Source organism: Streptomyces sp. NPDC060000, assembly GCF_042737375.1.
In the GTDB taxonomy this organism is placed as follows: Bacteria; Actinomycetota; Actinomycetes; order Streptomycetales; family Streptomycetaceae; genus Streptomyces.
The window spans coordinates 41,487-65,078 of sequence record NZ_JBHWUU010000031.1 but is presented as its reverse complement, the minus strand read 5'-3'; the positions used below and the strand labels follow the sequence as shown (position 1 = coordinate 65,078).

The following is a 23,592-nucleotide window of genomic DNA, read 5'->3' as shown; positions in this document are numbered from 1 at the left end:
GAGACCTCGTGGCCACCGTATAGGTGACGCGCGGCGGTTCGATTTGACCGACGCACGGTGGCGAGCCTGGAGCCGTTGTTACCTGCTCCCACGCGGCTGGGTCGGCCCTCGAAGTGGACCAAGCGGCAGCTCATCGACGGCATCCGATCGCGGGTGCGGGTCGGCGCGCTGTGGCGGGACGTGCCCGCGTGCTACGGCTCCTGGCAGGCGGTCTACGCGCTGTTCCGGCGCTGGCAGCGCGACGGAGTCTGGACGTGCATCCTGGCCGCGTTGCAGACCAGAGCCGATGCGGCGGGGCTGGTCGACTGGCAGGTGAGTGTGGATTCCACCATCATGCGCGCGCATCAGCACACCGCCGGCGCCCGGCGGCAGCCGGATACCCAGCGCGAGCCGCCCGGCGGAGCACACCGGAGCCGGGCGATCACGCGCTGGGCCGCTCCCGCGGCGGGCTGTCGACCAAGCTGCACCTGGCCTGCGAGCACGGGCAAAGGCCCTTGTCGCTGGTCCTGAGCGCCGGGCAGGCCGGGGATGCCCCGCGCTTCGAGGCGGTGATGGCCGGTATCCGCATCGCCCGGCCGGATGGTGGCCGACCGCGGACCCGGCCGCAGCGGGTCCGCGCCGACAAGGCGTATTCCTCCCGCGCCATCCGCGCCCACCTGCGGCGGCGCCAGATCGCCTGCACCATTCCCGAGCCTGCTGACCAGACCGGTCACCGGCGCAGGCGCGGCATGGCGGCCGCCCGCCCGCCTTCGACCCCGATCGACTACCGCGGCCGGCATGCCGTGGAGTGCGGCATCAAACCCTCAAACGCCACCGGGCGGCAGCCACCCGGTTCGACAAGCTCGCCGTCCGCTACCTGGCCACCGTCCACATCACCGCCATCAACGAATGGCTCCGCCTACTTCGAAACACGGCCTAGGCCTGGTGTACCGGCAGCACGTCCGGCGACAGGGCTGCCGCCCGCGCCGACGCCGAGGTCATACGGCGGCGGTGGTGACGCCTGCACAGGACCTCGTAGCCGACCGTGTCCGCCTGGTCGACGTCGCCGACGACGACCTGGGCGCCCTCCACGACCATGACACCGCCCACCGTGCGCGCGTTGTGCGTGGCGCGGGCACCGCACCAGCACAGGGCCTCGACCTGGAGCACCTCGACGCGGTCGGCGAGTTCGACGAGCCGCTGGGAGCCGGGAAACAGCTTGGAGCGGAAGTCGGTGGTGATACCGAAGGCGTAGACGTCGATGTCCAGGTCGTCGACCACGCGCGCCAGCTGGTCGATCTGCTCTTCGGCCAGGAACTGCGCCTCGTCCGCGATCACGTAGTCCGCGCGGCCGCCCTGCGAGAGGTGGTCGACGAGGGAGACGTAGAGGTCCTGACCGTCCTCGACCTCGACCGCGTCGGTGACCAGGCCGAGACGGGAGGACAGCTTGCCCTCGCCCGCGCGGTCGTCCCGCGTGAAGATCATGCCCTGGAGGCCCCGCGCGGAGCGGTTGTGCTCTATCTGGAGAGCCAGCGTCGACTTCCCGCAGTCCATGGTTCCGGAGAAGAACACCAGCTCGGGCATGGGGAGTCGAGCGCCTTTCGATAAAGGTGAAGAAGCAGCGGCAGAAGAAGCAGGAGAAACGGTTCTGGGCGTCAGGAGCGTACTTCCAGCAGCGGGACCAGCTGCTCGGCAGGGGTCATCGAGCCGTGGTTGCCGACCATCGACGACTCCTTGGGCTCCCGTTCGGAGGCGATGATCAGGACGTCGTCCCGGGCGGCGGCGACCACATCGCCGAGGCGGGCGTAGACCCGCTTGTCGACCTGCGGCCCGAACCAGCCCGCGGCGATCGCCTCGTCGCGTGAGGCCACCCAGAACTGCTCGCCGAGCACCTCGCGCCAGCAGGTCAGGACGTCCTGCTCGGCACCGGGCACGGCGTAGACATGGCGGGCGCGGCCCTCGCCGCCCAGCAGGGCGACCCCGGCGCGCAGCTCCCAGTCCGCGTCGAAGTCGATGCGGTGCTCCTCGTCGAAGGGCACGTCGACCATGCCGTGGTCGGCGGTGACGTAGAGCGCGCTGCGCGGCGGGAGCTGCTCGGCGAGGCGCTGGACGAGCCGGTCGACGTACATGAGCTGGCCGCGCCAGGTGTCGGAGGCGACGCCGTAACGGTGACCGGCGCCGTCCAGTTCCGCGTAGTACGTGTAGACGAGGGAGCGGTCGCCCGCGGCGAGTTGCTCGGCGGCGAAGTCCATGCGCTCCTCGCCGGTCAGCCGCCCGTGAAACGTTCCGCCGCTGAGCGCGACCTTGGTCAGCGGGGTGTTCTGGAACGTGGGGGACGACACCTGCGCGGCGTGCACACCCGCCTTGTGGGCGAGCTGGAAGACCGTGGGGTACGGCTGCCAGGCGCCCGGGGCCGTCCACGGCTGCCAGCGGAGCTGGTTCATCAACTCGCCGGTCGCCGGGTTGCGCACGGTGTAGCCGGGCAGGCCGTGGGCGCCCGGAGGCAGGCCGGTGCCCACGGAGGCGAGGGAGGTCGCGGTGGTCGCCGGGTAGCCGGCGGTGAGCGGGCGTCCGGTGCCGCCGCGTGAGGTGCCGAGCAGCGCGTGGAGGTAGGGCGCCTCGTCGGGGTGGGCCTTGATCTGCTCCCAGCCGAGGCCGTCGATCAGGAAGACGCAGTTGCGGTCGGCGGGGGTCAGCTCCGTGATCGCAGCGGTCAGACCGGGTACGCCCATGCCCGCCGCCAGCGTCGGAAGCAGATCGGCGAGGGAGCCGGAGCCGTACTCGGGGACGGGGGCGGAGCCGACGGCGAGCGGTTCGGGGAAGTCCCAGGGGGCGGGGCCGGAAGAGGTGGGCGCGGAGCGCCCTCGATCATGGGCGGCGGGGGGCGGCGGGTGGGACATCAGCGGGTTACGTCCGCTGTCGCCTCGGAGAGCGACTGCGCGAAGACGAGGGCCTGGCGGACCGTCTCGGGGCCGTCGCCGGCCTCGCTCACGCGCAGGCTGAGGTCGTCCGCCGTCGAGCTGCCGGTGTAGCCGTGGTCGGCGTCGCAGTTGGGGTCGCCGCAGGCGGCGGGCTCGAGGTCGATGCGGGAGACGGCGCCCCAGCCGATGGTCAGCACCACCTCGCGCGGCAGCGTGCCCGGCGTGTACGACTCCGGGTTGGCGACGACGCGGCTGAGGACGACGGACGAGATCCGGCTGAGTTTCACGGACTCCGTGGACGTAGTGGCGTACGGAGTCGGAGAGGTGGTGTCGGCGGCCTGCTCGTCGGTGTGGCTGACGATGAAGCGGTTGCCGGTGAGGACCAGCACGGTCACATGCCGGCGCACCTCGTTCTGGTCGAACGTGGTCTCCTGGTGGACCAGGTACGACCGGATCGGCTCGCCGCCCACGGCGGCCTCCACCGCCTCGGCCACGAGGGCCGGGTAGTAGCCGCTGCGCTCGATCGCCGCGCGCAGCCCCTGGGTCGTCGTACTGGTCTTGGCCATGCCCTCCATCCTACGGGGACCCACTGACTGCGAGGCACCGCTCAGCACCGCTTCGGTACGTCGTCGGCGGCCGTGGCGCGCTGCGCCGGTGCCCCGTCGGTGGCCCGGCGGGGCGCGGCCGCGGGGTGAGCCCCGGCCCGGGCGGCGTGGCCACGCGGGCGTGGCCACGCACCATGCGCCCGGACGATCTCCGAGCGTCCGCGGGGACGATCTTCACGCGTGCGCGTACGCCTGCGCAGCTGCGGCCGTCGGGCAGGAGACCGGCGGGCCGGGCCGGTCGTCCGCGGCCTCCTCAGTACGCAGGCAGCGTCCTCGGTCCGAGGTCGTCGCGGGCCGGCGGGGGCGCGAGGCGTACGGAGGCGCCGAGAACGCTCAGGCCGTGCGGGGCGACGACGACCGGCTCGAGGGTGACCGCGACGACCTCGGGGTGGTCGTCGACCAGCCGGGACACCCGCAGCAGCAGCTCCTCGAGGGCGGCGGTGTCGACGGGCGTCGAGCCGCGCCAGCCGAAGAGGAGCGGGGCGGTCCTGATGGACCGGATCAGCGAGGTCGCGTCGCGGTCGGTGACCGGGACCAGCCGGTGTGCCATGTCGCCGAGCAGCTGCGAGGCGGCGCCGGCGAGCCCGAAGGACAGGACGGCGCCGGCCGCCGGGTCGATGACCGCGCGGACGACCGTGTCGACCCCGCGCGGGGCCATCGCCTGGACGACCGGGCGGATCTCCTCCGGCTTCCCGAAGAGCTCGGTCAACTCGGCGTACGACCGCCGCAGTTGCTCCTCGTCGGCCACGTCGAGGCGTACACCGCCCAGGTCGGCACGGTGCCGCAGGTGCGGGGCGGTGGCCTTGAGGGCGACGGGATAGCCGAGGGCGTCCGCGGCCCGCGCCGCGTCGTCGGGAGTCGGCGCCGGGATCGCCCGGCGGATGCTGATGCCGTAGCGGCCGAGCAGCTCGCGCGTCTCGTCGGTGCCGAGGGTCAGGCCCTGCCCGCGCGAGAGGAGCCCGCCGATCAGTTCGGCGGCGCCCTTCTCGTCGATGTCCTCGTACTCGGGCACCTTGCCTGCGACGGCCGCCTCGCGCCGCCACTGGGCGTACTTCACCACCTCGGCGAGCGCGCGGACGGCACGTTCGGCCGCGGGGTAGGCGGGGATGAGGTGGGTCCCCTCGGGTGCTTCGACGGCGGGGGACGCCGGCGGTCCGCCGTCCGGGACGTCTCCAGGCGCGCGGTCCGGGACGCCGGTACGCGCGCGTGAGGCCGTTTCCGGGCGCGGTGCGGTGCTCGCCGCGGCCGACAGCGCCGTCGCGAGACCGCCGAGTTCCACGTGTACGACGAGCACCGGTTTGGCGGGAGCGGCGGCCGTGGCCGACCTCAGGGCCTCGGCGAGTTCCGCGTCCCCCGGCGATCGCTCCCCGATCGCCGGGATCGCCGTGACGACCACCGCATCGCACGTCTCGTCGGCCAGCGCCCGGGCCAGCGCCGCGTGGAAGTCCTGCGCGGAGGCCTCTGTCGTCAGGTCCAGCGGCGGCAGCGGCCGCAGTCCCTCCGAGAGACAGGCGTCGTACGTCAGCAGGCCCAGCGACTCGGAGTTGCCGAGGATCGCCACCCGCGGTCCCGTCGGCAGCGGCTGACGGGCGAGCAGCAGCCCCGCGTCGACCAGTTCGGTGATGGTGTCCACGCGGATCACACCGGCCTGCCGCAGCAGTGCCGACACCGTCGCGTGCGGCAGCCGCGTGGCCCGTACGGCGTGCCCCTGGGGGGCGGATCCCGCGCCCTGTACGACGACCAGGGGCTTTGCGGCCGCCGTGCGCCGTGCGAGGCGGGTGAACTTGCGCGGGTTGCCGATGGACTCCAGGTACATGAGGGCGACGTCGGTGTCGGGGTCGTCGTACCAGTACTGGAGGACGTCGTTGCCGGAGACGTCCGCACGGTTGCCGGAGGAGACGAAGGTCGACACGCCGGTGACGCCGGTGACTCCTCCGCCACGCCGGTGCAGACGGGACAGCAGGGCGATGCCGATGGCGCCGGACTGGGCGAACAGGCCGATCCGGCCGGGCCTCGGCATCTCCGGGGCCAGTGAGGCGTTGAGTCGCACCTCCGGGGAGGTGTTGATGACCCCGAAGGCATTGGGGCCGATGATCCGCATGCCGTACGCGCGTGCGTGGCGGACGAGTTCACGCTGGCGCTCACGCCCGTCGGGTCCGCTCTCCGCGTAGCCGGCGGAGAGAACGACGAGTCCCTGCACGCCGTGCTCGCCGCACTCGGCGACCGCTTCGGGCACCTGCTCCGCCGGGACGGCGAGTACCGCGAGGTCGACCGGCGCGGCTATGTCGCGCACCGAGCGGTGGGCCGGCACGCCGTCCAGTTCCTTCAGATCCTCGGGGAAGGCCTTGTTCACGGCGTACAGAGGCCCGGTGAAGCCCGCCTCGCGGAGGTTGCCGAGGACGCTTCGGCCGACGCCACCGGGAGCGCGGCCGGTGCCGACGACGGCGACGGAGCCGGGCGCCAGCAACCGCCGTACGGAGTGCGCCTCGGCGCGCTGCTCACGCGCGCGCTGCACGGCGAGGGAGCGCTCGGTGGGTTCGAGGCCGAACTCCAGGTGTACGACGCCGTCCTCGAAGCTGCGCTTCTGGGTGTAGCCGGCGTCCGTGAACACTTTGATCATCTTGGTGTTGGCCGGAAGCACCTCGGCCGCGAACCGGCGGATGCCACGCTCACGCGCCACGGCCGCGATGTGTTCGAGCAGCGCGGAGGCGACGCCCCGGCCCTGGTGGGCGTCCTGCACGAGGAACGCGACCTCGGCCTCGTCGGCCGGCGCCGAGGCCGCCATCCCGTCGGCACCAATGCGGTCATAGCGTACGGTGGCGATGAACTCGCCGCCGACCGTGGCCGCGAGTCCCACCCGGTCCACAAAGTCGTGGTGCGTGAAGCGGTGGACGTCCTTGGCGGACAGACGCGGGTAGGGCGCGAAGAAGCGGTAGTACTTCGACTCGTCCGAAACCTGCTCGTAGAAGCTGACCAGGCGCTCGGCGTCATCGACGGTGATGGGGCGGATGCGTGAGGTGCCGCCGTCGCGGAGCACCACGTCGGCCTCCCAGTGGGCGGGGTACTCGTGCCGGTCCGACGCGCTCTGCATGGGGCCCAGAGTACGGCTCGCGCACGACAACGGCGCGAGGCAGTCTGTGCAGGACGGAAGCCGGATCGAGGCCGCGATCCGGCAACCACGCCAGGAGGGACACACAGCCCCTCCCTCACACGCTTCACGTGTGGAACACTGGTCTAGACAACCTGAAACACTGAAGGGCAGCATCACATGGCTGAGCGCCGCGTCAACGTCGGCTGGGCCGAGGGCCTCCACGCCCGCCCCGCTTCCATCTTCGTCCGGGCCGCCACGGCCGCAGGTATCCCGGTGACGATCGCCAAGGCCGACGGCAACCCCGTCAACGCGGCCTCCATGCTGGCCGTTCTCGGCCTGGGCGCCCAGGGCGGCGAGGAGATCGTCCTCGCCTCCGAGGCCGACGGCGCGGACGCCGCCCTCGACCGACTGGCGAAGCTGGTCGCCGAGGGGCTCGAGGAGCTTCCCGAGACCGTCTGAGCGCACACCCCTGTGCCGCTGAGCCGCCGCCGCTCCGGCGGAGACGGTTGCGCGTCGTCGGGGTTTCTCAATTGATGGTTGTGGTGTTCGTCGCTTCAAAGGCGCCGTCCCGCTGACCCCGAAGGGCTCGTCCGAATTATCGGGCGAGCCCTTCGCATTTCCCGTTGTCGGGCAGCAGAAATAATCCCCCGCGAATTATCCCCTCTTTGTATACGGCCCCTGTGTTAATGCCGCAGACCCGTCATGTTTACGGGAGGTTGCGAAGTCCTCACACGGTCGATGCGCCCGGTGCCGCCGGAAAAGCGCAACCGGTGCGCGGCCGTCGCCCGCTCGGTGTGCAGCAGGGTGATCGCCCGCGCGCGCTCGCCGTCGCCACGGGCCACCGCGTCCACGATCGCGCCGTGCTCCGCCCAGGACTCCGCGGGGTTCGCCGGGGCGTCCACCGCGTACATCCAGGCGATCTTGTGGCGCAGCTGGGTGAGCATCGACGTCAGGGCATGGCTGCCGGAGGACTGTGCGAGCGTCTCGTGGAACCAGCTCCCCAGGGAGCGCAGATCCTCGCTGTTGCCCCGCCTGGCCCGCTCCTGGCCCAGCCGGACGAGCCCGCGCAGCACCTTCAGATGGGCCTCGGTGCGCCGCTGGGCGGCCCGGGAGGCGCCGAGCGGCTCCAGGAGCATGCGCATCTCCAGCAGGTCGGCCGCCTCCTGCTCGGTCGGTTCCGCGACGCACGCGCCCGCGTGCCGCCGCGTGACGACGAAGCCCTCGGCCTCCAGCGTGCGCAGCGCCTCCCGGACAGGGACGCGCGAAACGCCGTAGCGGCGGGCGAGGAGTTCCTCGGTGAGGCGGCTGCCGCGCTCGTAGACACCCGCGACGATGTCGTCCCGAATGGCCGTGCACACCGAGTGCGCCGGAATACGCATGACGGACCTCCGCCTTAATCCCCGTGAAACGTCGACGATTGACGTGTGTTCCGTGACTCTATTGCAATGAGCGGGAATTTCCGATGGCGGGCCGGAATCCAGGGATATTTTTTGGACAGCAGAGCCTCGGAAACAGCGAAAGCCCCGGCCGGGAGGGCCGGGGCAGGACGATCTGTCGCCGTGGGACGTCAGACGTTCACGCCGTGCTTACGGAGATAGGCGACCGGGTCGATGTCCGAGCCGTACTCCGCCGTGGTACGGGCCTCGAAGTGCAGATGCGGACCGGTGACGTTGCCGGTGGCGCCGGACAGGCCGATCCGCAGACCGGGGGTGACCTGCTGACCCACCGACACCTCGATGGACGACAGGTGACCGTACTGGGTGTACGTCCCGTCGTTCATCTTGATGACGATCTGGTTGCCGTAGGACCCGCCCCAGCCGGCCTCGACGACGGTGCCGGAGCCGACCGCGTGCACGGAGGTACCGCTCGCGGCGTGGAAGTCGATGCCGGTGTGACTGCCGGAGGACCACAGCGAGCTGCTGGCCTGGTAGCCGGTGGAGACGTAGGAACCGGTGATCGGCGACACGAAGGTGTTGAGGAGCTTGCGCTCGGCCTCACGGGCGGCACGCACGCGTGCCGCGCGCTCCTCCACGGCCTTCTTGGCGGCGGCCTCGCGGGCGGCCTGCTCGAAGGCCGCCTGCTTCTGCACGGCGACCTGGTCGTCGATCTGCTCGACGACGGACTCGCCGGCGGTGACGACGGGGATGAGCCCGGTCTGCTCGGGGGTGGGCTCGGCGGCGAAAGCCGGGGTGGAGGCGACGGTGGCCATGACACCGGTGGTGGTGAGCGCCGCGATGCCCGCCGCGCGGACGCTGGTGCGCTGCATCCGGCTGGGCCGACGGTGCTTCCCGGTGGCGCAGGTGAACGCCATGAAGTTGGGGGTGTCCTTTCCTTCCCTCTCGCCTACCGGGTTAGCTGACGGGTTCGGAGCAGGAAGGTCTCCTACGGACCCCCTCGCGCTTCGCGCGCGGGCGTCCGATTCACCCCAGGGACTTCACAAGTGGGTCCCCGGCTCCCCTGGCTCGCGCCGTACGGGGACTCGGCGATGACTGTCCGGTGCCGCGGCTGCGGCGCACTGCCTGACGAACAGCCCGGATGACGTTAAGCGGCGCGGGTTTCAATCCTCAAACGGATCTCGGTTTTTGTAGCGCATCCCACAGGGCAGACAGGCAACCTCCGCCCCAATTCGGACACGCAGGGGCCCTGGTGACGCTTTCGTCGACCAGGGCCCCTGCGCGCGCGTGCCGTTGCCGGGATCTACTCCGCGGACACGACCTTGACCTCACCGATGCCGAGAGCCTCGACCGGCTCCCTGATCCGGGCCGCGTCACCGACGAGGACGGTCACGAGGCGGTCCACCGGGAAGGCGTTCACGGCCGCCGCGGTGGCCTCCACCGTGCCGGTCGCGGCGAGCTGCTGGTAGAGCGTGGCCTGGAAGTCGTCGGACAGGTGCTGCTCGACCTGGTCGGCCAGCGTGCCGGCGACGGCGGCGGCGGTCTCGAACTTCAGCGGCGCCACGCCGACCAGGTTCTGCACGGCGATGTCACGCTCGGCGTCCGTCAGCCCCTCGGCGGCGAGGGTGCGCAGCACCTTCCACAGGTCGTCCAGGGCGGGACCGGTGTTCGGGGTGTCGACGGAGCCGCTGATGGCGAGCATCGCCGCGCCCGAGCCGTCCGGGGCCGACCGCAGGACCTGGCCGAACGCGCGGACACCGTACGTGTAGCCCTTCTCCTCGCGCAGGACGCGGTCCAGCCGGGAGGTGAGGGTGCCACCGAGGCAGTACGTGCCGAGGACCTGCGCGGGCCACACACGGTCGTGCCGGTCGGCGCCGATGCGGCCGATCAGCAGCTGCGTCTGGACGGCGCCGGGGCGGTCCACGATGACGACCCGGCCGGTGTCGTCGGCGGTCACCGGCGGCACCGGCCGTGGCTGGGCCGAGGAGCCCGTCCAGGCGCCCAGGGTGTCGCCGAGGAGCGCGTCCAGGTCGACGCCGGTGAGGTCGCCGACGACCACGGCGGTGGCCGTGGCGGGCCGGACGTGCTTCTCGTAGAAGGCGCGTACGGCAGCGGAGTCGATCTTCTCGACCGTCTCCGCGGTGCCCTGGCGCGGGCGCGACATGCGCGCGGTGGCCGGGAACAACTCCCTGGAGAGCTCCTTGGCGGCACGCCGGGAGGGGTTGGCCAACTCGTGCGGGATCTCGTCCAGGCGGTTGCGGACGAGGCGCTCGGTCTCGCTGTCCGCGAACGCGGGCGCCCGCAGGGAGTCGGCGAGCAGGCCGAGACCCTTGGGCAGGCGCGAGGCCGGCACCTCGAGGCTCAGCCGGACGCCGGGGTGATCGGCGTGCGCGTCCAAGGTGGCGCCGCAGCGCTCCAGTTCGGCGGCGAACTCCTCGGCGGAGTGCTTGTCGGTGCCCTCCGAGAACGCGCGCGCCATGATCGTGGCGACTCCGTCGAGGCCGGCCGGTTCGGCGTCCAGGGGCGCGTCGAGCAGGATCTCGACGGCGACGACCTGCTGGCCGGGACGGTGGCAGTGCAGCACGGTCAGGCCGTTGGCCAGCGCGGTGCGCTCGGGCGCCGGGAACGCCCACGGCTTGGCCTCGCCCGCCCGGGGCTGGGGGTGGAAGTCCATCGTGGCGAGCTCGGTCACCGGGCCGCCTCCTCGTTCTCGTCCTGGTCGGCGGGGGCTTCGGCGGCGGTCGGCTCGTAGACGAGCACCGCGCGGTTGTCAGGGCGCAGGCGGGCCTTGGCGATCTCCTGCACCTCCTCGGACGTCACGTCCAGCACGCGCTGGACGGCGGTCAGGGCGAGCTGCGGGTCACCGAACAGGACGGCGAACCGGCACAGTTCGTCGGCGCGGCCGGCGACCGTGCCGAGCCGGTCGAGCCACTCGCGCTCCAACTGCGCCTGGGCCCGCTCCATTTCCTCGTCCGTGGGGCCCTCCTCGGCGAACCGGGCGAGCTCCTCGTCGATGGCGGCCTCGATGACGGGCACCTCGACGTCGCCGGACGTCTTCACGTCCAGCCAGCCCAGGGAGGGCGCTCCGGCGAGCCGCAGCAGGCCGAAGCCGGCCGCGACGGCCGTACGGTCCCGGCGCACGAGCCGGTTGTAGAGGCGGGAGGACTCGCCGCCGCCCAGGACGGTGAGCGCCAGGTCGACGGCGTCGCACGCACGCGTGCCGTCCTCGGGCAGCCGGTAGGCGGCCATCAGCGCACGGGCCGGCACCTCCTCCTCGACGATCTCGCGCAGCTGCTCGCCCATGACGTCGGGCAGCCCGCCGTCACGCGGCGCGGGCTTGCCGTCGTGGCCGGGGATGGAGCCGAAGTACTTCTCGACCCAGGCGAGGGTCTGCTCCGGGTCGATGTCACCGACCACGGAAAGGACCGCGTTGTTGGGCGCGTAGTACGTGCGGAAGAACGCGCGCGCGTCCTCCAGGGTCGCCGCGTCCAGGTCGGCCATCGAGCCGATCGGAGTGTGGTGGTACGGGTGGCCGTCCGGGTAGGCGAGGGCCGTCAGCTTCTCGAAGGCCGTGCCGTAGGGGACGTTGTCGTAGCGCTGGCGGCGCTCGTTCTTGACGACGTCGCGCTGGTTCTCCATCGACTCGTCGTCTAGCGCGGTGAGCAGCGAGCCCATGCGGTCGGCCTCCAGCCAGAGGGCGAGCTCCAGCTGGTGGGTGGGCATGGTCTCGAAGTAGTTCGTGCGCTCGAAGCTGGTGGTGCCGTTGAGCGAGCCGCCCGCCCCCTGGACCAGCTCGAAGTGGCCGTTGCCCTTGACCTGGCCGGAGCCCTGGAACATCAGGTGCTCGAAAAGGTGAGCAAGACCGGTACGCCCCTTGACTTCGTGGCGTGAACCGACGTCGTACCAGAGGCACACCGCCGCGACGGGGGTCAGATGGTCCTCCGAGAGCACCACGCGCAGGCCGTTGGCCAGACGGTGCTCGGTCGCTGTCAGGCCCCCGGAGCCTGTCTGGGCTGTGGCCGTGTGACCCATGGGCATGTACGTCCCTTCCGATCGCGGACGCGGTCGTCGAAACCGCGGTTTTCCTGCCGGTCCTGCCACTGTATGCAAGCGTGCGCACGGTCCGCGAAGTTCCCGGACGACATACGCCGAGAGCGAGATCGCGTAGCCTGCGGGCAGCCGTGGAGGAGATGCCTCTGCGTTCGGGCCGGTCGGCCGACGCCGGGTCCCGCCCGCGCTGTCAGTGCCACGGTCCACAATGGTCCGCGTCAGATCCCGTATCACGTTCCAGCAAGGAGCCGGCAGCGATGGCCCGCCGCAGCACGAAGACCCCGCCGCCCGACGACTCGTACGAGGAGCGGATCCTCGACATCGACGTCGTCGACGAGATGCAGGGCTCCTTCCTCGAGTACGCGTACTCGGTCATCTACTCCCGCGCCCTGCCTGACGCCCGTGACGGCCTCAAGCCGGTGCACCGCCGCATCGTCTACCAGATGAACGAGATGGGTCTGCGCCCGGAGCGCGGATACGTGAAGTGCGCCCGGGTCGTCGGCGAGGTCATGGGCAAGCTGCACCCGCACGGCGACGCGTCGATCTACGACGCGCTGGTGCGGATGGCCCAGCCCTTCTCCATGCGGGTGCCGCTGGTCGACGGGCACGGCAACTTCGGTTCGCTGGGCAACGACGACCCGCCGGCCGCCATGCGGTACACCGAGTGCCGCCAGGCCGCGGCGACGAGCCTGATGACCGAGTCGATCGACGAGGACACGGTCGACTTCACGCCCAACTACGACGGTCAGGAACAGGAGCCGGTCGCGCTGCCCGCCGCGTTCCCGAACCTCCTGGTCAACGGCGCGTCCGGGATCGCGGTCGGCATGGCCACGAACATGCCGCCGCACAATCTGGGCGAGGTCATCGCGGCCGCCCGCCACCTGATCCGCTTCCCGGGCGCGGACCTCGACGCCCTGATGAAGTACGTTCCGGGCCCCGACCTGCCCACCGGCGGCCGGATCGTCGGCCTCTCCGGCATCCGGGACGCCTACGAGAACGGCCGCGGCACGTTCAAGATCCGCGCCACGGTGTCGGTGGAGACCGTCACGGCCCGCCGCAAGGGCCTGGTCATCACCGAACTGCCCTTCACCGTCGGGCCCGAGAAGGTCATCGCCAAGATCAAGGACCTGGTCGGCTCGAAGAAGATCCAGGGCATCGCCGACGTCAAGGACCTCACCGACCGCGCGCACGGACTGCGCCTGGTCATCGAGATCAAGAACGGCTTCGTGCCGGAGGCGGTCCTGGAGCAGCTGTACAAGCTGACGCCGATGGAGGAGTCCTTCGGCATCAACAATGTGGCACTGGTCGACGGCCAGCCGCTCACGCTGGGCCTCAAGGAGCTTCTCGAGGTCTACCTGGACCACCGCTTCACCGTGGTGCGCCGCCGCAGCGAGTTCCGGCGCAGCAAGCGCCGTGACCGGCTGCACCTGGTGGAGGGCCTGCTGACGGCGCTCGTCGACATCGACGAGGTCATCCGGCTGATCCGCTCCAGCGACAACAGCGCGCAGGCGAAAGAGCGCCTGATGGAGCGCTTCTCGCTGTCGGACATCCAGACCCAGTACATCCTGGACACCCCGCTGCGCCGGCTGACGAGGTTCGACCGCATCGAACTGGAGGCGGAGAAGGAGAAGCTCAACGAGGAGATCACCGAGCTGACCCGCATCCTGGACTCGGACGCGGAGCTGCGCAAGCTGGTCTCGGCCGAACTGGCTTCGGTGGCGAAGAGGTTCGGCACCGAGCGCCGTACGGTCCTGCTGGAGTCGTCGGGTGCCACGGCCACCGCCGTACCCCTCCAGGTCGCGGACGCCCCGTGCCGTGTCCTGCTGTCCTCCACGGGTCTGCTGGCCCGCACGGCGAACGGCGAACCCTTCACGGCGAACGCCGGGGACGGAGAAGGGGACGGGGACGGGGACGGAGATGGAGACGGCGGCAAGCGCACGAAGCACGACGTGATCGTCTCGGCGGTGTCCGCCACCGCGCGCGGGGAGATCGGCGCGGTCACCTCCTCGGGTCGTCTGCTGCGGATCAACGTCGTCGACCTGCCGCAGCTCCCGGACACGGCCTCGGCGCCGAACCTCTCGGGCGGCGCCCCGCTTGCGGAGTTCGTCCCTCTGGAGGGCGACGAGACGGTGGTCTGCCTGACCACGCTCGACGAGTCCTCCCCCGGCCTGGCCATCGGCACGGCACAGGGCGTCGTCAAGCGGGTCGTGCCCGACTACCCGACCAACAAGGACGAGTTGGAGGTCATCACCCTCCGGGACGGCGACCGGATCGTCGGTGCCGTCGAACTGCGTACCGGCGAGGAGGATCTGGTCTTCATCGCCGACGACGCCCAGCTGCTGCGCTATCAGGCCTCGCAGGTGCGTCCGCAGGGCCGCGCGGCGGGCGGTATGGCCGGCATCAAGCTCACCGAGGGCGCGAAGGTGATCTCGTTCACGGCCGTGGACCCCGCGGCGGACGCGGTGGTCTTCACGATCGCGGGCTCGCGCGGAACGCTGGACGACTCCGTCCAGACGACCGCCAAGCTCACCCCCTTCGACCAGTACCCGCGCAAGGGCCGCGCCACAGGTGGCGTGCGCTGCCAGCGGTTCCTGAAGGGCGAGGACTGCCTGTCCCTGGCCTGGGCGGGCCCCGTCCCCGCCAAGGCGGCACAGAAGAACGGTCTGCCGGCCGAGCTGCCGGAGATGGACCCGCGCCGTGACGGCTCGGGTGTGTCGCTGACGAAGACGGTCTCGGTGGTGGCCGGCCCGCTCTAGTCCCGGGCCCGGGCCGGGGCCTGTGCCTCGGCCTCCTGGGTTTCTTCGGCTTCCTCGGCCTCCTGGAAGGCCTCGTCATCAGGCGCTTGTACGTAGCGCAGGACGCCCCACATGCCGTGCTCGTCGGCGTGTGGGGCGTAGTCCTTGCACGCCTCGAGTTCCTTGCCCAGGGCGGCGGTGTCGATGCCGGAGCCGATGAGGACGAGCTGCGTGAGACGGGCGTCGGCGGCCGACCAGGGCTCCGGGTAGAAGCGGAGGAAGGGGCCGACGGCGTGCACGGCATACCGGTTGGCCGGGTCGCGCGGGCCGAAGTCGACATACCCCTTGATCCGGTACAGCCCCTCGGGCCGGCTGTCGAGGAACTCCATCAACCGGCGTGGACCGAGAGGCGCTTCGGACGTGAAGGAGAGGCTGTCGTAGACGGTGTGAAGATGGCCGGCGTGATCGCCCTCGGAGTGATCGTGCAGGTCGTCGAAGGACAGCTGTCCGACACGCTCCTCGCCCGGCCGGCAGTCGAAGAGGAACTCGGGGTCGATACGGCCGTAGGTGGCAGGCACGACCGCGGCCCGGTCGGTGAGGGAGCGGACGAGTCCGAGCACCCGGTCGGCGTCGGGCGTACGGTCGAGTTTGTTCACCACGACGAGGTCGGCGAGGGCGAGGTGCCGGTCGACCTCGGGGTGCTTCGCCCGGGTCCCGTCGAACTCGGCGGCGTCGACCACCTCGACGAGCCCGCCGTAGACGATGCCTGGATGCTCGCTGGCCAGCACCATCCGGACGAGTTCCTGGGGCTCGGCGAGGCCGCTGGCCTCGATGACGATGACATCGATGCCGACGGCCGGTCCGGCGAGCCGGTCGAGATACACGTCGAGTTCACTGGTGTCGACGGCGCAGCACAGACAGCCGTTGCCGAGGGAGACGGTCGAGTCGCCGAGCGCACCGGCCACGGCCATGGCATCGATCTCGATGGAGCCGAAGTCGTTCACGATCGCACCGATCCGGCTGCCCCCGCTGTGATGCAGGAGATGGTTGAGCAGGGTCGTCTTGCCGGAACCGAGGAATCCGGCGAGGACGACGACCGGGATCTGCTGCGGACTGCGGCTCTGCGACACGTGCGACCTTTCTGAAACCTACGCGTGCACCGGCGCGCGGCCCGGCGCGCGTACGAGGATCGAATGCCGCTCCAGGATACGAGCCGCGGGAATCACCGCGAAGTGAACGATTGTTAGCAGCTTTTGCGGGGCAGACGTTGGGCAAGGCGCCCTGGCGTGCGACCCTCGCTTCCCTCCGTGCGCCTCCCCTCCGCCTCCCCCGCCGATCAGAGCCGCTCGGCACCCTGGGAGACGGCAAGCGCCGCCCACCGCTCGCCGGTCCCCGTCATGTCCACCCGCACCCCGACGACCGGCGCACGGCCGCTCGATCGGGGGTTTTTGACATGGCCACACAGAAGTTTGGGATACGCGGACTCGGCGCAGTCGCCGCGGCGGCCGTCGGCATGGCCGCGGGTGCCCTCGTCACCATGGCGGCACAACGTCATGCGCTGGAGGAACTGCGCGTGCGACTGGAACACCTGGAACGGACCGCCCACTCCCAGCAGCACACCAATCTGGCCAACCAGCAGCGTCTGCACTGGGAGTTGCTGAGCAAGGCCATCGACGACCCCGAACTCGCGGAAGTACTGGACCTCTTCGAGGCTCCCGTGTCCACCAAGCAGCGGCGCCAGTACCTGTACGCCAACGCTCTCTACACGAACGTGTTGTTTTATTACCGGATCGGCAACATATCCCGCGAGGAGTTCTTCGGATACATTCGAGGCATTCTACAGAATCCCGTGGTACGGGAGTACTGGTACGCGACCCGATACCAGCGGGCGACGATTGCCGACGGTTCGGACGAAGCGGAACTCGGCCGCATGGTGGACGAACTCCTGACGCAACTCGAGGAGTCGGACGCGGACGAATGGTGGGTGGTGGGCGAGCCGCCGAGTCCGTGAACTCTCGCGGGCCCTCGGCGCACTCCGGCAGCCGAGGGCTTACGCTCCGGGGCTCGCACCCCCTCGCGTCGAATCACACCCTCGGCCCATAACGAACGGGTGAAGTCGAGAGTTAGGTGGGACGTCAGGGAGTTGACTCGCGCTAGATCGCGTAGAGGACCCCACCAGATCGTCGCCTACGCCGCCGGATGACGAGCGCACCCCACAGGGCCCGCCTTGCGCCGCGCAGTCGTCGTGCGCAAGCCAACGGACCCAAGGGAAGCAACAGTGAGTCAGATCATCCGTCGGATCGGTGCATCTCCGCGCGCCCGAGGAAGCGCCAGCGGGGCGAATTGCCCCGATATCTTTGAACTTGCCGACGGCAATTTCGCCATTATCGGCACGGATGCCACGGATTCACTGGACCCGGACCTTCCATCCGATGCTTCACGCGGCGACCACGAGAGAATTGTCGTCATCACCCGGGAGACTCTGATTCGCGCGAAGGCCGATATTCCGGACCTCTAAGCTCTTTCGAGAACTTCAGCCCCCTTCGGGAATCCGGCCCGGCGTGCCCACCCGTGCCGCCGGGCCTTCCTGCCAGTTCCGCCCGCCCTGGGGGCGGAACTGCTTCAGGCCACCACGGGCACCTCGACCGGCGCTCCCGGCCCCACGTACCGCGCGATCGGACGGATGATCTTCGAGTCCTCCGCCTGCTCCAGGATGTTGGCGCTCCAGCCCACCACCCGTGCCGCCGCGAAGGTCGGGGTGAACATCTCACGGGGCAGCCCGCAGAGTTCCATGACCACACCGGCGTAGAACTCCACATTCGTGTGCAGCTCCCGGCCGGGCTTCAGCTCGGCGAGGATCGCCTCGACGCGCCGCTCCACCTCCGGGGCGAACTCGACTCGCGGGCCTCCGAATCGACGCGCGATCTCGCGGAGCATGCGCGAACGGGGGTCCTCCGTGCGGTAGACGGCGTGACCGAAGCCCATGATGCGGCCCCCGGAGACGACCCGCCCACGAATCCAGGAGTCGATGCGGTCAGGGGTGCCGATCTCATCCAGGGTGTCCAGCGCGCGACTGGGCGCACCACCGTGCAGCGGTCCCGAAAGCGCGCCCACAGCGCCCACCAGGCACGCGGCCACGTCCGCCCCGGTCGAGGCGATGACTCTCGCGGTGAACGTTGACGCGTTGAAGCCGTGATCAATGGTGGAGATCAAGTATTGCTCCACGGCCCGGGCGTGCTCGGGATCGGGCTCGGCTCCGGTCAACATGTAGAGATAGTTGTCCGCGTACGGCAGGTCCTCGCGCGGCTCGACGGGATCGAGGCCGCGCCCCAGCCGGTACAGCGCCGTGAGCAGCGTCGGTACGGCTGCGGCCGCGACGATTGTGTCCTCAAGGCGCCGGGCGGCGTCGACGTCGTACACCGGCCGGAAACCCTTCGCCGCGCCCAGCATGGACAGCGCGGTCCGCATCCCGGCCAGCGGATTCGCGTCCGCACCGGCCGCCGCCAGGGCGGGCAGGGCGGCGCTCACCTCCACGGGCAGGCTCCGCAGTGCCGCGGTCTCGGCGGCGAAGGCGGCACCGCGTCGCGCGTCGGGCAGCTCGCCGTGGATCAGAAGATGCCAGACATCCTCGAAGCGACGGGTACGCGCGAGGTCCACGGCGGAGTACTGCCGGTACAGGAATTGCCCCCACTTCTTTACGTTTATGCAGGTCAAGGCCGCGACGCAGACCAGTCGAGGCGTTGGGGTCGATTTGGGGTCGAATCTGCCTGCGGATTACTTTCGTAATTGTTGATTCGCTCGGCCGACCCCCGTTCCCGCACCGGACCGCACTGGGGTCCTGTCAGCGAACAACGTCAGAGACAACGACAAGTTCGGCATCCACGTCATGTATGGGGCGTCGGGCACGGCCAGATCGGAGCACGGTGTCACGACACGCCGCACCTGAAGCCGATCCAACGCGGACGCCCCGCACGGCCAGGTCATCTTCACCGTGTAACAAGATGAAGCGGCTCGGCCGCGACGCCGCCGAACTCACCGCCCTGGCGAACCGCCTCACCACCCGCGATCTGGTCCTGGAGATGCCTGCCGGGACCGCCCGGCATCTACGACCTAGGCCACCGAGCATGATGATCGAGGTGAGCAGTACGCGCAGCCGGTTGGAGGTGCGGGTGGCGTCCTGGACGAGGTCGTCGTCGTAGACCATGGTCAGTTCGGCCCGCACGCTCTCGTCGGCTTCGATGCTGTGCAGCGGGTGGGGCATGGCGCGGGCGGCATCGGCGATGACGTAGGCGTCGCGGGCGTCGGTCTTGCCGGTGCCGGGATGGCAGTCGGCGCATGGACAGGCCGGGCAGGTGGGCCACCTTGCATCCGCCGGCGCGGGCCAGGCCACCGCCAAGGTCCCCACGGACGCGGGCTGGTCGACCACGACCAGGACTTTCCCCGGGCGGCCCAGGCGTGGGAACAACTCCCGCAGCTGGGGCTCGCCGTTGGGCAGCGGCTTGTCGAACACCGTACGGCCGTCGGCCAGCAGAGCCGTGCCGTGATGGGCGGACTTACCCACGTCCAGGGCGCAGAACACATCGATCGAGGTGAAGTCGTTTCTGGTCACCGGGCTTTCCCTCCCCGGAGTCACCACCGGTGGCCCGCCCGGCACCGGAGATCGGCAGCCACATTACGCAGCCCTGCCTGTCGACTGACACCCTTCCATCAGCGACCATCCGGTGCCGCCAGGATGGCGACAGCACCCCCCGATCATCAAGGACAGGGGCAACGAGTCATACCGGTCCCGAAGGCCACGAGCCCGAACCGGGCTCTACAACGGAGATAATGGGCACCCTGCCGGGGACTCACTCCGCCGACCACTCCTCTCCCCCGCGGGCGCGACGATCATGGCGGTGGTTCGATCACCGTGTACGTGGAAAACCTGACCAGCACCCTCTTCGGCGGCGAAGGCATGCGCTGCCATCAGCCGGCCGCCCTACACCTCACCCACCCCGACCATGCCGAAACGTCCCTCCGACATGGTCGGGGAAGCCGGTCTCAAATTCCTACTCGGCGGCCCGACTCGGCTGATGCCACCCTTGGACTTGCGATCGGAAACCGATCGGTTTACTGTACTGAAAACCGATCGGTTTCCGAGCCTGTGGAGGTAGCCATGCCCGCATCGAAGAACAAGATGCCCAGCCACGAGTCCCGTCCCACGATTCACATTCCGGGGACCACCAGCCACACCATCGCCCCACGCGCAGAACGCCACAGCCGCGAGGGAACGCTGCGCTACCTCAAGGCGGGCACCGGGGCTCCCGTGATCCTGTTGCACACCGTGCGCACGCAGGCCGAGCACTTCCGCCACCTCATCCCGCTGATCGCGGACCAGTACACCGTGTATGCCCTCGACCTGCCGGGGATGGGCTACTCCGAGATCGTTCCCGGCGCGTCGTACGACGAGCCGGCCATGCGCGCGGGCGTCAAGCGGCTCCTGACCGAACTCGACCTTCACGACGTGACCCTGGTCGGGGAGTCCATGGGAGCGGTGCTCGCCCTGACCACCGCGGCCGACCTGCCCGAGCGGGTACGACGCGTCGTCGCGGTGAACACCTACGACTTCCCCGGCGGGATCGCCCGCTCCAGCCTTCTCGCCCGTGTGGTGGTCGGCGGTGTCCTCACTCCGGGAGCGGGCCCGGTGGTCGCCGGGGTGGAGCCCAAGCCCGTCGTCCGCCGGATCCTGCAGGGCGGGCTGGTCGACAAGACCGCGCTGCGGGAGGACTACCTCGACGAACTCCTCCAGGTGGGCGGCCGCCCCGGCTACTCGACCGTCGCCCGGGGCGTGTACCAGAGCCTGCCCAGCCTCATCGCCGCCCGCTCGCGCTACGCCGAGGTCAAGGCACCCGTCCACCTCGTCTACGGGGAGAACGACTGGTCCCGGCCCTCTGACCGCGAGGCCAACAAGAAGCTGCTGCCCGCCGCCGCCTTCACTCAAGTGCCGAAGGCCGGCCACTTCATCGCCCTGGAACGGCCCGACGTGCTGGCCGACCTGCTGACCGCGCTGGCGTGACTGCCCCGAGAGTGCCGTGGCCACCCCCGTTCGGGTGTAGCGCGTGACCGGGACCGGTTCGACCATGTCGCGTGACAGCGTCACGGCATGCAAAGGAGCGGCACATGGCAGAGATGCAGATCGAGTTCGATGTTCCGGCGGAGATGCGTGACGGCACGGTGCTGTGCTCCGATGTCTACCGGCCCGTGGGCGTGGGACCGTGGCCGGTGCTGCTGATGCGGCTGCCGTTACGGCAAGCAGATGCCCCTTCTGCCCGCGGCGTTCAATCCCCTGGCGGCGGCCCGGCACGGGTTCATGGTGGTCATCCAAAACACCCGTCGCCGGTTCGCCTCCGGAAGGGGAGCGGGAGCCGTGGACGTACGAGGAGAGCGACGGGTACGACACCGTGCGGTGGGCCGCCGCCCTGCCCGGCTCGAACGGCTCGGTCGGCATGCTGGGCGCCAGCTACTTCGGCAACACCCAGTGGATGGCGGCGCTGTCGAAGCCGCCGGAGCTGAAGGCGATCGCCCCGATGGTCACGTGGTCCGATCCGGACGACGGACTGTGGACACGCGGCGGCACGATCGAACTCGGTACGACCGTGACCTGGTCGCTTCTGCACGGCGCCGCCACGCTGATGCGCCGTCACCGCACCGACCCCGCCGCGCTCGTGGCCGGCCTTGGCGGGCTCGTGCGGGATGTCGACGGCCTCGCGGGCGGCCGCTACGCGGAGCTGCCCGCCGGGCGGCTTCCCGCGTTCGCCCGGCACGACCTGCCCGAGCTGGGCCATGAGCGGTCTCGGCACGAGCCCGACTGGGCGCGCTCCTGCCGCGTCGCGGGCCGGCACGACGAGGTCGACCTGCCCACCTTCCAGGCCGGCGGCTGGTACGATATCTTCAGCCAGGGCACGCTCGACAACTTCACCGCCATGCGGCCAGGTGCGCTGTTCGTCATGGGCGTCAACCAGCGGCGCGAGGAGACCGAATGGCCCCTGTCCCGGGCCGTGGACACCGACTTCCACCTCCGCGCCGACGGACGCCTGACCGTTGAGCCGCCGCCTGTCGCCGAGCAGGTCGAGGAGTTCACCTACGCCCCGCTGGATCCGATGCCCACCACCGGCGGGCTCTCCTCATGACCGACGACTTCCGTCCCGGACCACTCGACCAGACGACCATGGAGGCACGCGAGGACGTCCTGGTCTTCACCACCGAACCACTCACCCAGGACACCGAGGTGACCGGCCGCGTCAAGCCGGTACTGTTCGCCGCCACCAACGGCCCCTCCACCGACTGGGTGGCACGCCTGTGCGACGTCGACGAGAACGACGTCTCCCGCAACGTGACCGACGGCATCGTGCGCGTGCGCGCGGCAACACCGAGCGAAGCGGCCGAGCACCTCGTGGACCTGTGGTCGACCAGCATCGTCTTCCGGGCAGGACACCGCATACGAGTCCAGGTCACCTCCAGCACTTCTCCCCCGCTGGGACCGCAACCTCAACACCGGCGGCGACCACGGCCCGAGTGGCCCGCCAGCAGATCTTCCACGACCCGGACCGGCCCTCCCGCATCATCCTGCCCGTGGTGCCTCCGGCCTGACCAGAAACGGGGAGAGCTGCCGGTCCGTCGCCCGGCGGGCAAGGTCGCCGAAGCAATCATGTCGGCTCGGTCGAAGGGCGGCAGACATCCCGCCGCCGGAAGCGATGACCTCCCAGCAGGGCGCCTGCCTGTCAGCAGACGCCGCGGTGGGCGCCCCGGTTTCCGTACTGGGACAGGAGCAGGGGCACGATCGGGGACGGCGAGGCGAGGTTGAGCCGGACCGTGCACTCGCCCTCGGTCTCGACGGAGGCGATCGAGAGGGAGTCGTCTCGGCCGCAGTGGTGATGGCCTCGCTGAGCGCCCGCAGCTGTTCGGGACCGTCTGACCTTTGACGCAGAGAGGTGCCGTTCCTCGGACACTTCCCGGTGTCGGCGGCGGAAGTCCTGGTGGGCACCAGACTAGGCCGCTGACAGGCCGTCGAGGAGGAGGTCGCCGAGCTGGGAGAACGCGTCCCCGGCGGTCAGCCCGGTGCGTTCGAGCAGGGTCCCGGACTGCACGGCATCAATGGTGACTGCCACGACCTGGGCGGCGAAATGCCCGTTGAGCGCGCGGAAAACCCCGGTCTGCACGCCCTCCTCGATCAGTTCGTGGACCCGTTGCGCGGCGGCGGCGGAGTTCTCGCGGTAGATCTGTGCGGTCGGTGCGTAACCGACCATGTCGTCGTAGAAGGCGTGGGAATGCCGGCGCATGGCCGTGCCGACGCCGACGAGGTAGACGTGGATGCGCTGCCTGGGGTCGGGCTCGGCCTGGACAGCCTGTTCGATCTCGGCCGTCGCCTCCCGGAAGAAGGCGCGGGTGACCGCCAGTACCAGCTGTTCCTTCGTGGAGGCGAGGCTGTACAGCGTCGCCTTGGAGCACTCCAGTCGCTGGGCGAGCTCGTCCATGGTCACCGCGGTGAAGCCTTCGGCCAGGATGATCGCCTCGGCCTGGCGCAGCAGTTCGTCCCGCCGACGTGTGTCGACGACCCGCCTGCGCGCCGTTCGGCGCGGGCGTCGGTCACGCGAGTCAGTTTGGGCCGTCACCACAGCAGTCTCCCAGGAGCGTCCCCACCGGAAGCGGGGAGTGATTGTCCAGGCCGCCGGAAAGTCGACCCTGGCTAGCGGGTACTAGCGTACCGTCTAACGTACCCACGGTGAGCCCCGTGAGTGACGTTCAGGCAAGGGTGCCGGAACTGTTCGGGACGCGTCT

19 protein-coding genes, 1 pseudogene and 1 riboswitch are annotated in these 23,592 nt (G+C 70.3%); of the genes and pseudogenes, 8 read left to right on the top strand and 12 right to left on the bottom strand.

Going from position 1 to position 23,592, the window contains the following annotated elements:
• Positions 1 to 19 precede the first annotated feature (19 nt).
• Positions 20 to 919, top strand: a pseudogene (locus tag ACFWBB_RS18385) (IS5 family transposase).
• Here ACFWBB_RS18385 and ACFWBB_RS18380 read toward each other — a convergent pair.
• From ACFWBB_RS18380 to ACFWBB_RS18365, 4 genes are all read right to left on the bottom strand, one after another.
• The gene (locus ACFWBB_RS18380) at positions 916 to 1,563 is read right to left on the bottom strand and encodes a thymidine kinase (RefSeq protein WP_385272917.1); all 648 of its coding nucleotides are present in this window, start codon (positions 1,561 to 1,563) and stop codon (positions 916 to 918) included. The pseudogene ACFWBB_RS18385 and the gene ACFWBB_RS18380 overlap by 4 nt on opposite strands.
• A 71-nt stretch (positions 1,564 to 1,634) precedes the next feature.
• Positions 1,635 to 2,879, bottom strand: a complete 1,245-nt coding sequence (locus ACFWBB_RS18375; protein ID WP_385272914.1) for an alkaline phosphatase family protein — start codon at positions 2,877 to 2,879, stop codon at positions 1,635 to 1,637.
• Entirely contained in the window at positions 2,879 to 3,475 is a 597-nt protein-coding gene (locus ACFWBB_RS18370) for a DUF5998 family protein (RefSeq protein ID WP_385272911.1), read from the bottom strand. Before ACFWBB_RS18370 ends, ACFWBB_RS18375 begins: the two co-directional genes overlap by 1 nt.
• Positions 3,476 to 3,758: 283 nt before the next feature.
• The gene (locus ACFWBB_RS18365) at positions 3,759 to 6,596 is read right to left on the bottom strand and encodes a GNAT family N-acetyltransferase (protein WP_385272908.1); all 2,838 of its coding nucleotides are present in this window, start codon (positions 6,594 to 6,596) and stop codon (positions 3,759 to 3,761) included.
• Between the two features lie 177 nt (positions 6,597 to 6,773).
• Between ACFWBB_RS18365 and ACFWBB_RS18360 the strand changes: the two genes are divergently transcribed.
• On the top strand, positions 6,774 to 7,055 hold the full coding sequence (locus ACFWBB_RS18360) for an HPr family phosphocarrier protein (RefSeq protein ID WP_020125117.1): 282 nt from the start codon (positions 6,774 to 6,776) through the stop codon (positions 7,053 to 7,055).
• A gap of 224 nt (positions 7,056 to 7,279) precedes the next feature.
• Here the strand turns inward: ACFWBB_RS18360 and ACFWBB_RS18355 are convergent, their stop codons facing one another.
• The 4 genes from ACFWBB_RS18355 to ACFWBB_RS18340 all read right to left on the bottom strand — a co-directional run bounded on the left by ACFWBB_RS18355 (position 7,280) and on the right by ACFWBB_RS18340 (position 12,022).
• Entirely contained in the window at positions 7,280 to 7,975 is a 696-nt protein-coding gene (locus tag ACFWBB_RS18355) for a GntR family transcriptional regulator (protein WP_385272904.1), read from the bottom strand.
• Positions 7,976 to 8,163: 188 nt separating this feature from the next.
• Positions 8,164 to 8,907 (bottom strand): M23 family metallopeptidase, encoded by a 744-nt coding sequence (locus tag ACFWBB_RS18350; protein WP_385272900.1) that lies wholly within the window; start codon positions 8,905 to 8,907, stop codon positions 8,164 to 8,166.
• Positions 8,908 to 8,921: 14 nt separating this feature from the next.
• Positions 8,922 to 9,091, bottom strand: a riboswitch (cyclic di-AMP (ydaO/yuaA leader).
• Between the two features lie 202 nt (positions 9,092 to 9,293).
• Positions 9,294 to 10,682, bottom strand: coding sequence for a M16 family metallopeptidase (locus tag ACFWBB_RS18345; protein ID WP_385272897.1), 1,389 nt, complete (start codon positions 10,680 to 10,682; stop codon positions 9,294 to 9,296).
• Entirely contained in the window at positions 10,679 to 12,022 is a 1,344-nt protein-coding gene (locus ACFWBB_RS18340) for a M16 family metallopeptidase (RefSeq protein ID WP_385272894.1), read from the bottom strand. Before ACFWBB_RS18340 ends, ACFWBB_RS18345 begins: the two co-directional genes overlap by 4 nt.
• A gap of 275 nt (positions 12,023 to 12,297) precedes the next feature.
• On the opposite strand from ACFWBB_RS18340, the gene ACFWBB_RS18335 reads away from it, so the two are divergent.
• Entirely contained in the window at positions 12,298 to 14,796 is a 2,499-nt protein-coding gene (locus ACFWBB_RS18335) for a DNA topoisomerase (ATP-hydrolyzing) subunit A (protein ID WP_385272891.1), read from the top strand.
• Here ACFWBB_RS18335 and ACFWBB_RS18330 read toward each other — a convergent pair.
• Positions 14,793 to 15,905, bottom strand: coding sequence for a CobW family GTP-binding protein (locus ACFWBB_RS18330; protein ID WP_385272888.1), 1,113 nt, complete (start codon positions 15,903 to 15,905; stop codon positions 14,793 to 14,795). The genes ACFWBB_RS18335 and ACFWBB_RS18330 overlap by 4 nt on opposite strands.
• 323 nt (positions 15,906 to 16,228) lie before the next feature.
• Here ACFWBB_RS18330 and ACFWBB_RS18325 point away from each other — a divergent pair, with 323 nt between their 5' ends.
• Together ACFWBB_RS18325 and ACFWBB_RS18320 are read left to right on the top strand one after the other, a co-directional pair.
• Complete coding sequence (locus ACFWBB_RS18325; protein ID WP_385272885.1) at positions 16,229 to 16,786, top strand: DUF6082 family protein; 558 nt, start codon at positions 16,229 to 16,231, stop codon at positions 16,784 to 16,786.
• A gap of 267 nt (positions 16,787 to 17,053) precedes the next feature.
• A complete protein-coding gene (locus ACFWBB_RS18320; protein WP_385272882.1) occupies positions 17,054 to 17,293 on the top strand; it encodes a hypothetical protein in 240 nt (79 codons plus the stop codon).
• Positions 17,294 to 17,397: 104 nt separating this feature from the next.
• On the opposite strand, the gene ACFWBB_RS18315 is transcribed toward ACFWBB_RS18320, so the two are convergent.
• Positions 17,398 to 18,507, bottom strand: coding sequence for a citrate synthase (locus tag ACFWBB_RS18315; protein WP_385272994.1), 1,110 nt, complete (start codon positions 18,505 to 18,507; stop codon positions 17,398 to 17,400).
• 109 nt (positions 18,508 to 18,616) lie between these two features.
• Positions 18,617 to 19,384, bottom strand: coding sequence for an IS110 family transposase (locus ACFWBB_RS18310; protein ID WP_385272879.1), 768 nt, complete (start codon positions 19,382 to 19,384; stop codon positions 18,617 to 18,619).
• Between the two features lie 567 nt (positions 19,385 to 19,951).
• Here ACFWBB_RS18310 and ACFWBB_RS18305 point away from each other — a divergent pair.
• From ACFWBB_RS18305 to ACFWBB_RS18295, 3 genes are all read left to right on the top strand, one after another.
• Positions 19,952 to 20,830: an alpha/beta fold hydrolase gene (locus tag ACFWBB_RS18305; protein WP_385272991.1), complete on the top strand. Its 879-nt coding sequence runs from the start codon at positions 19,952 to 19,954 to the stop codon at positions 20,828 to 20,830.
• A 385-nt stretch (positions 20,831 to 21,215) separates the two neighbouring features.
• Entirely contained in the window at positions 21,216 to 21,944 is a 729-nt protein-coding gene (locus tag ACFWBB_RS18300) for a CocE/NonD family hydrolase (protein WP_385272876.1), read from the top strand.
• Complete coding sequence (locus ACFWBB_RS18295; RefSeq protein ID WP_385272873.1) at positions 21,941 to 22,618, top strand: CocE/NonD family hydrolase; 678 nt, start codon at positions 21,941 to 21,943, stop codon at positions 22,616 to 22,618. The genes ACFWBB_RS18300 and ACFWBB_RS18295 overlap by 4 nt, the downstream gene beginning before the upstream one ends.
• 184 nt (positions 22,619 to 22,802) lie before the next feature.
• On the opposite strand, the gene ACFWBB_RS18290 is transcribed toward ACFWBB_RS18295, so the two are convergent.
• Positions 22,803 to 23,426, bottom strand: coding sequence for a TetR/AcrR family transcriptional regulator (locus tag ACFWBB_RS18290; RefSeq protein WP_385272870.1), 624 nt, complete (start codon positions 23,424 to 23,426; stop codon positions 22,803 to 22,805).
• Positions 23,427 to 23,592: the final 166 nt, after the last annotated feature.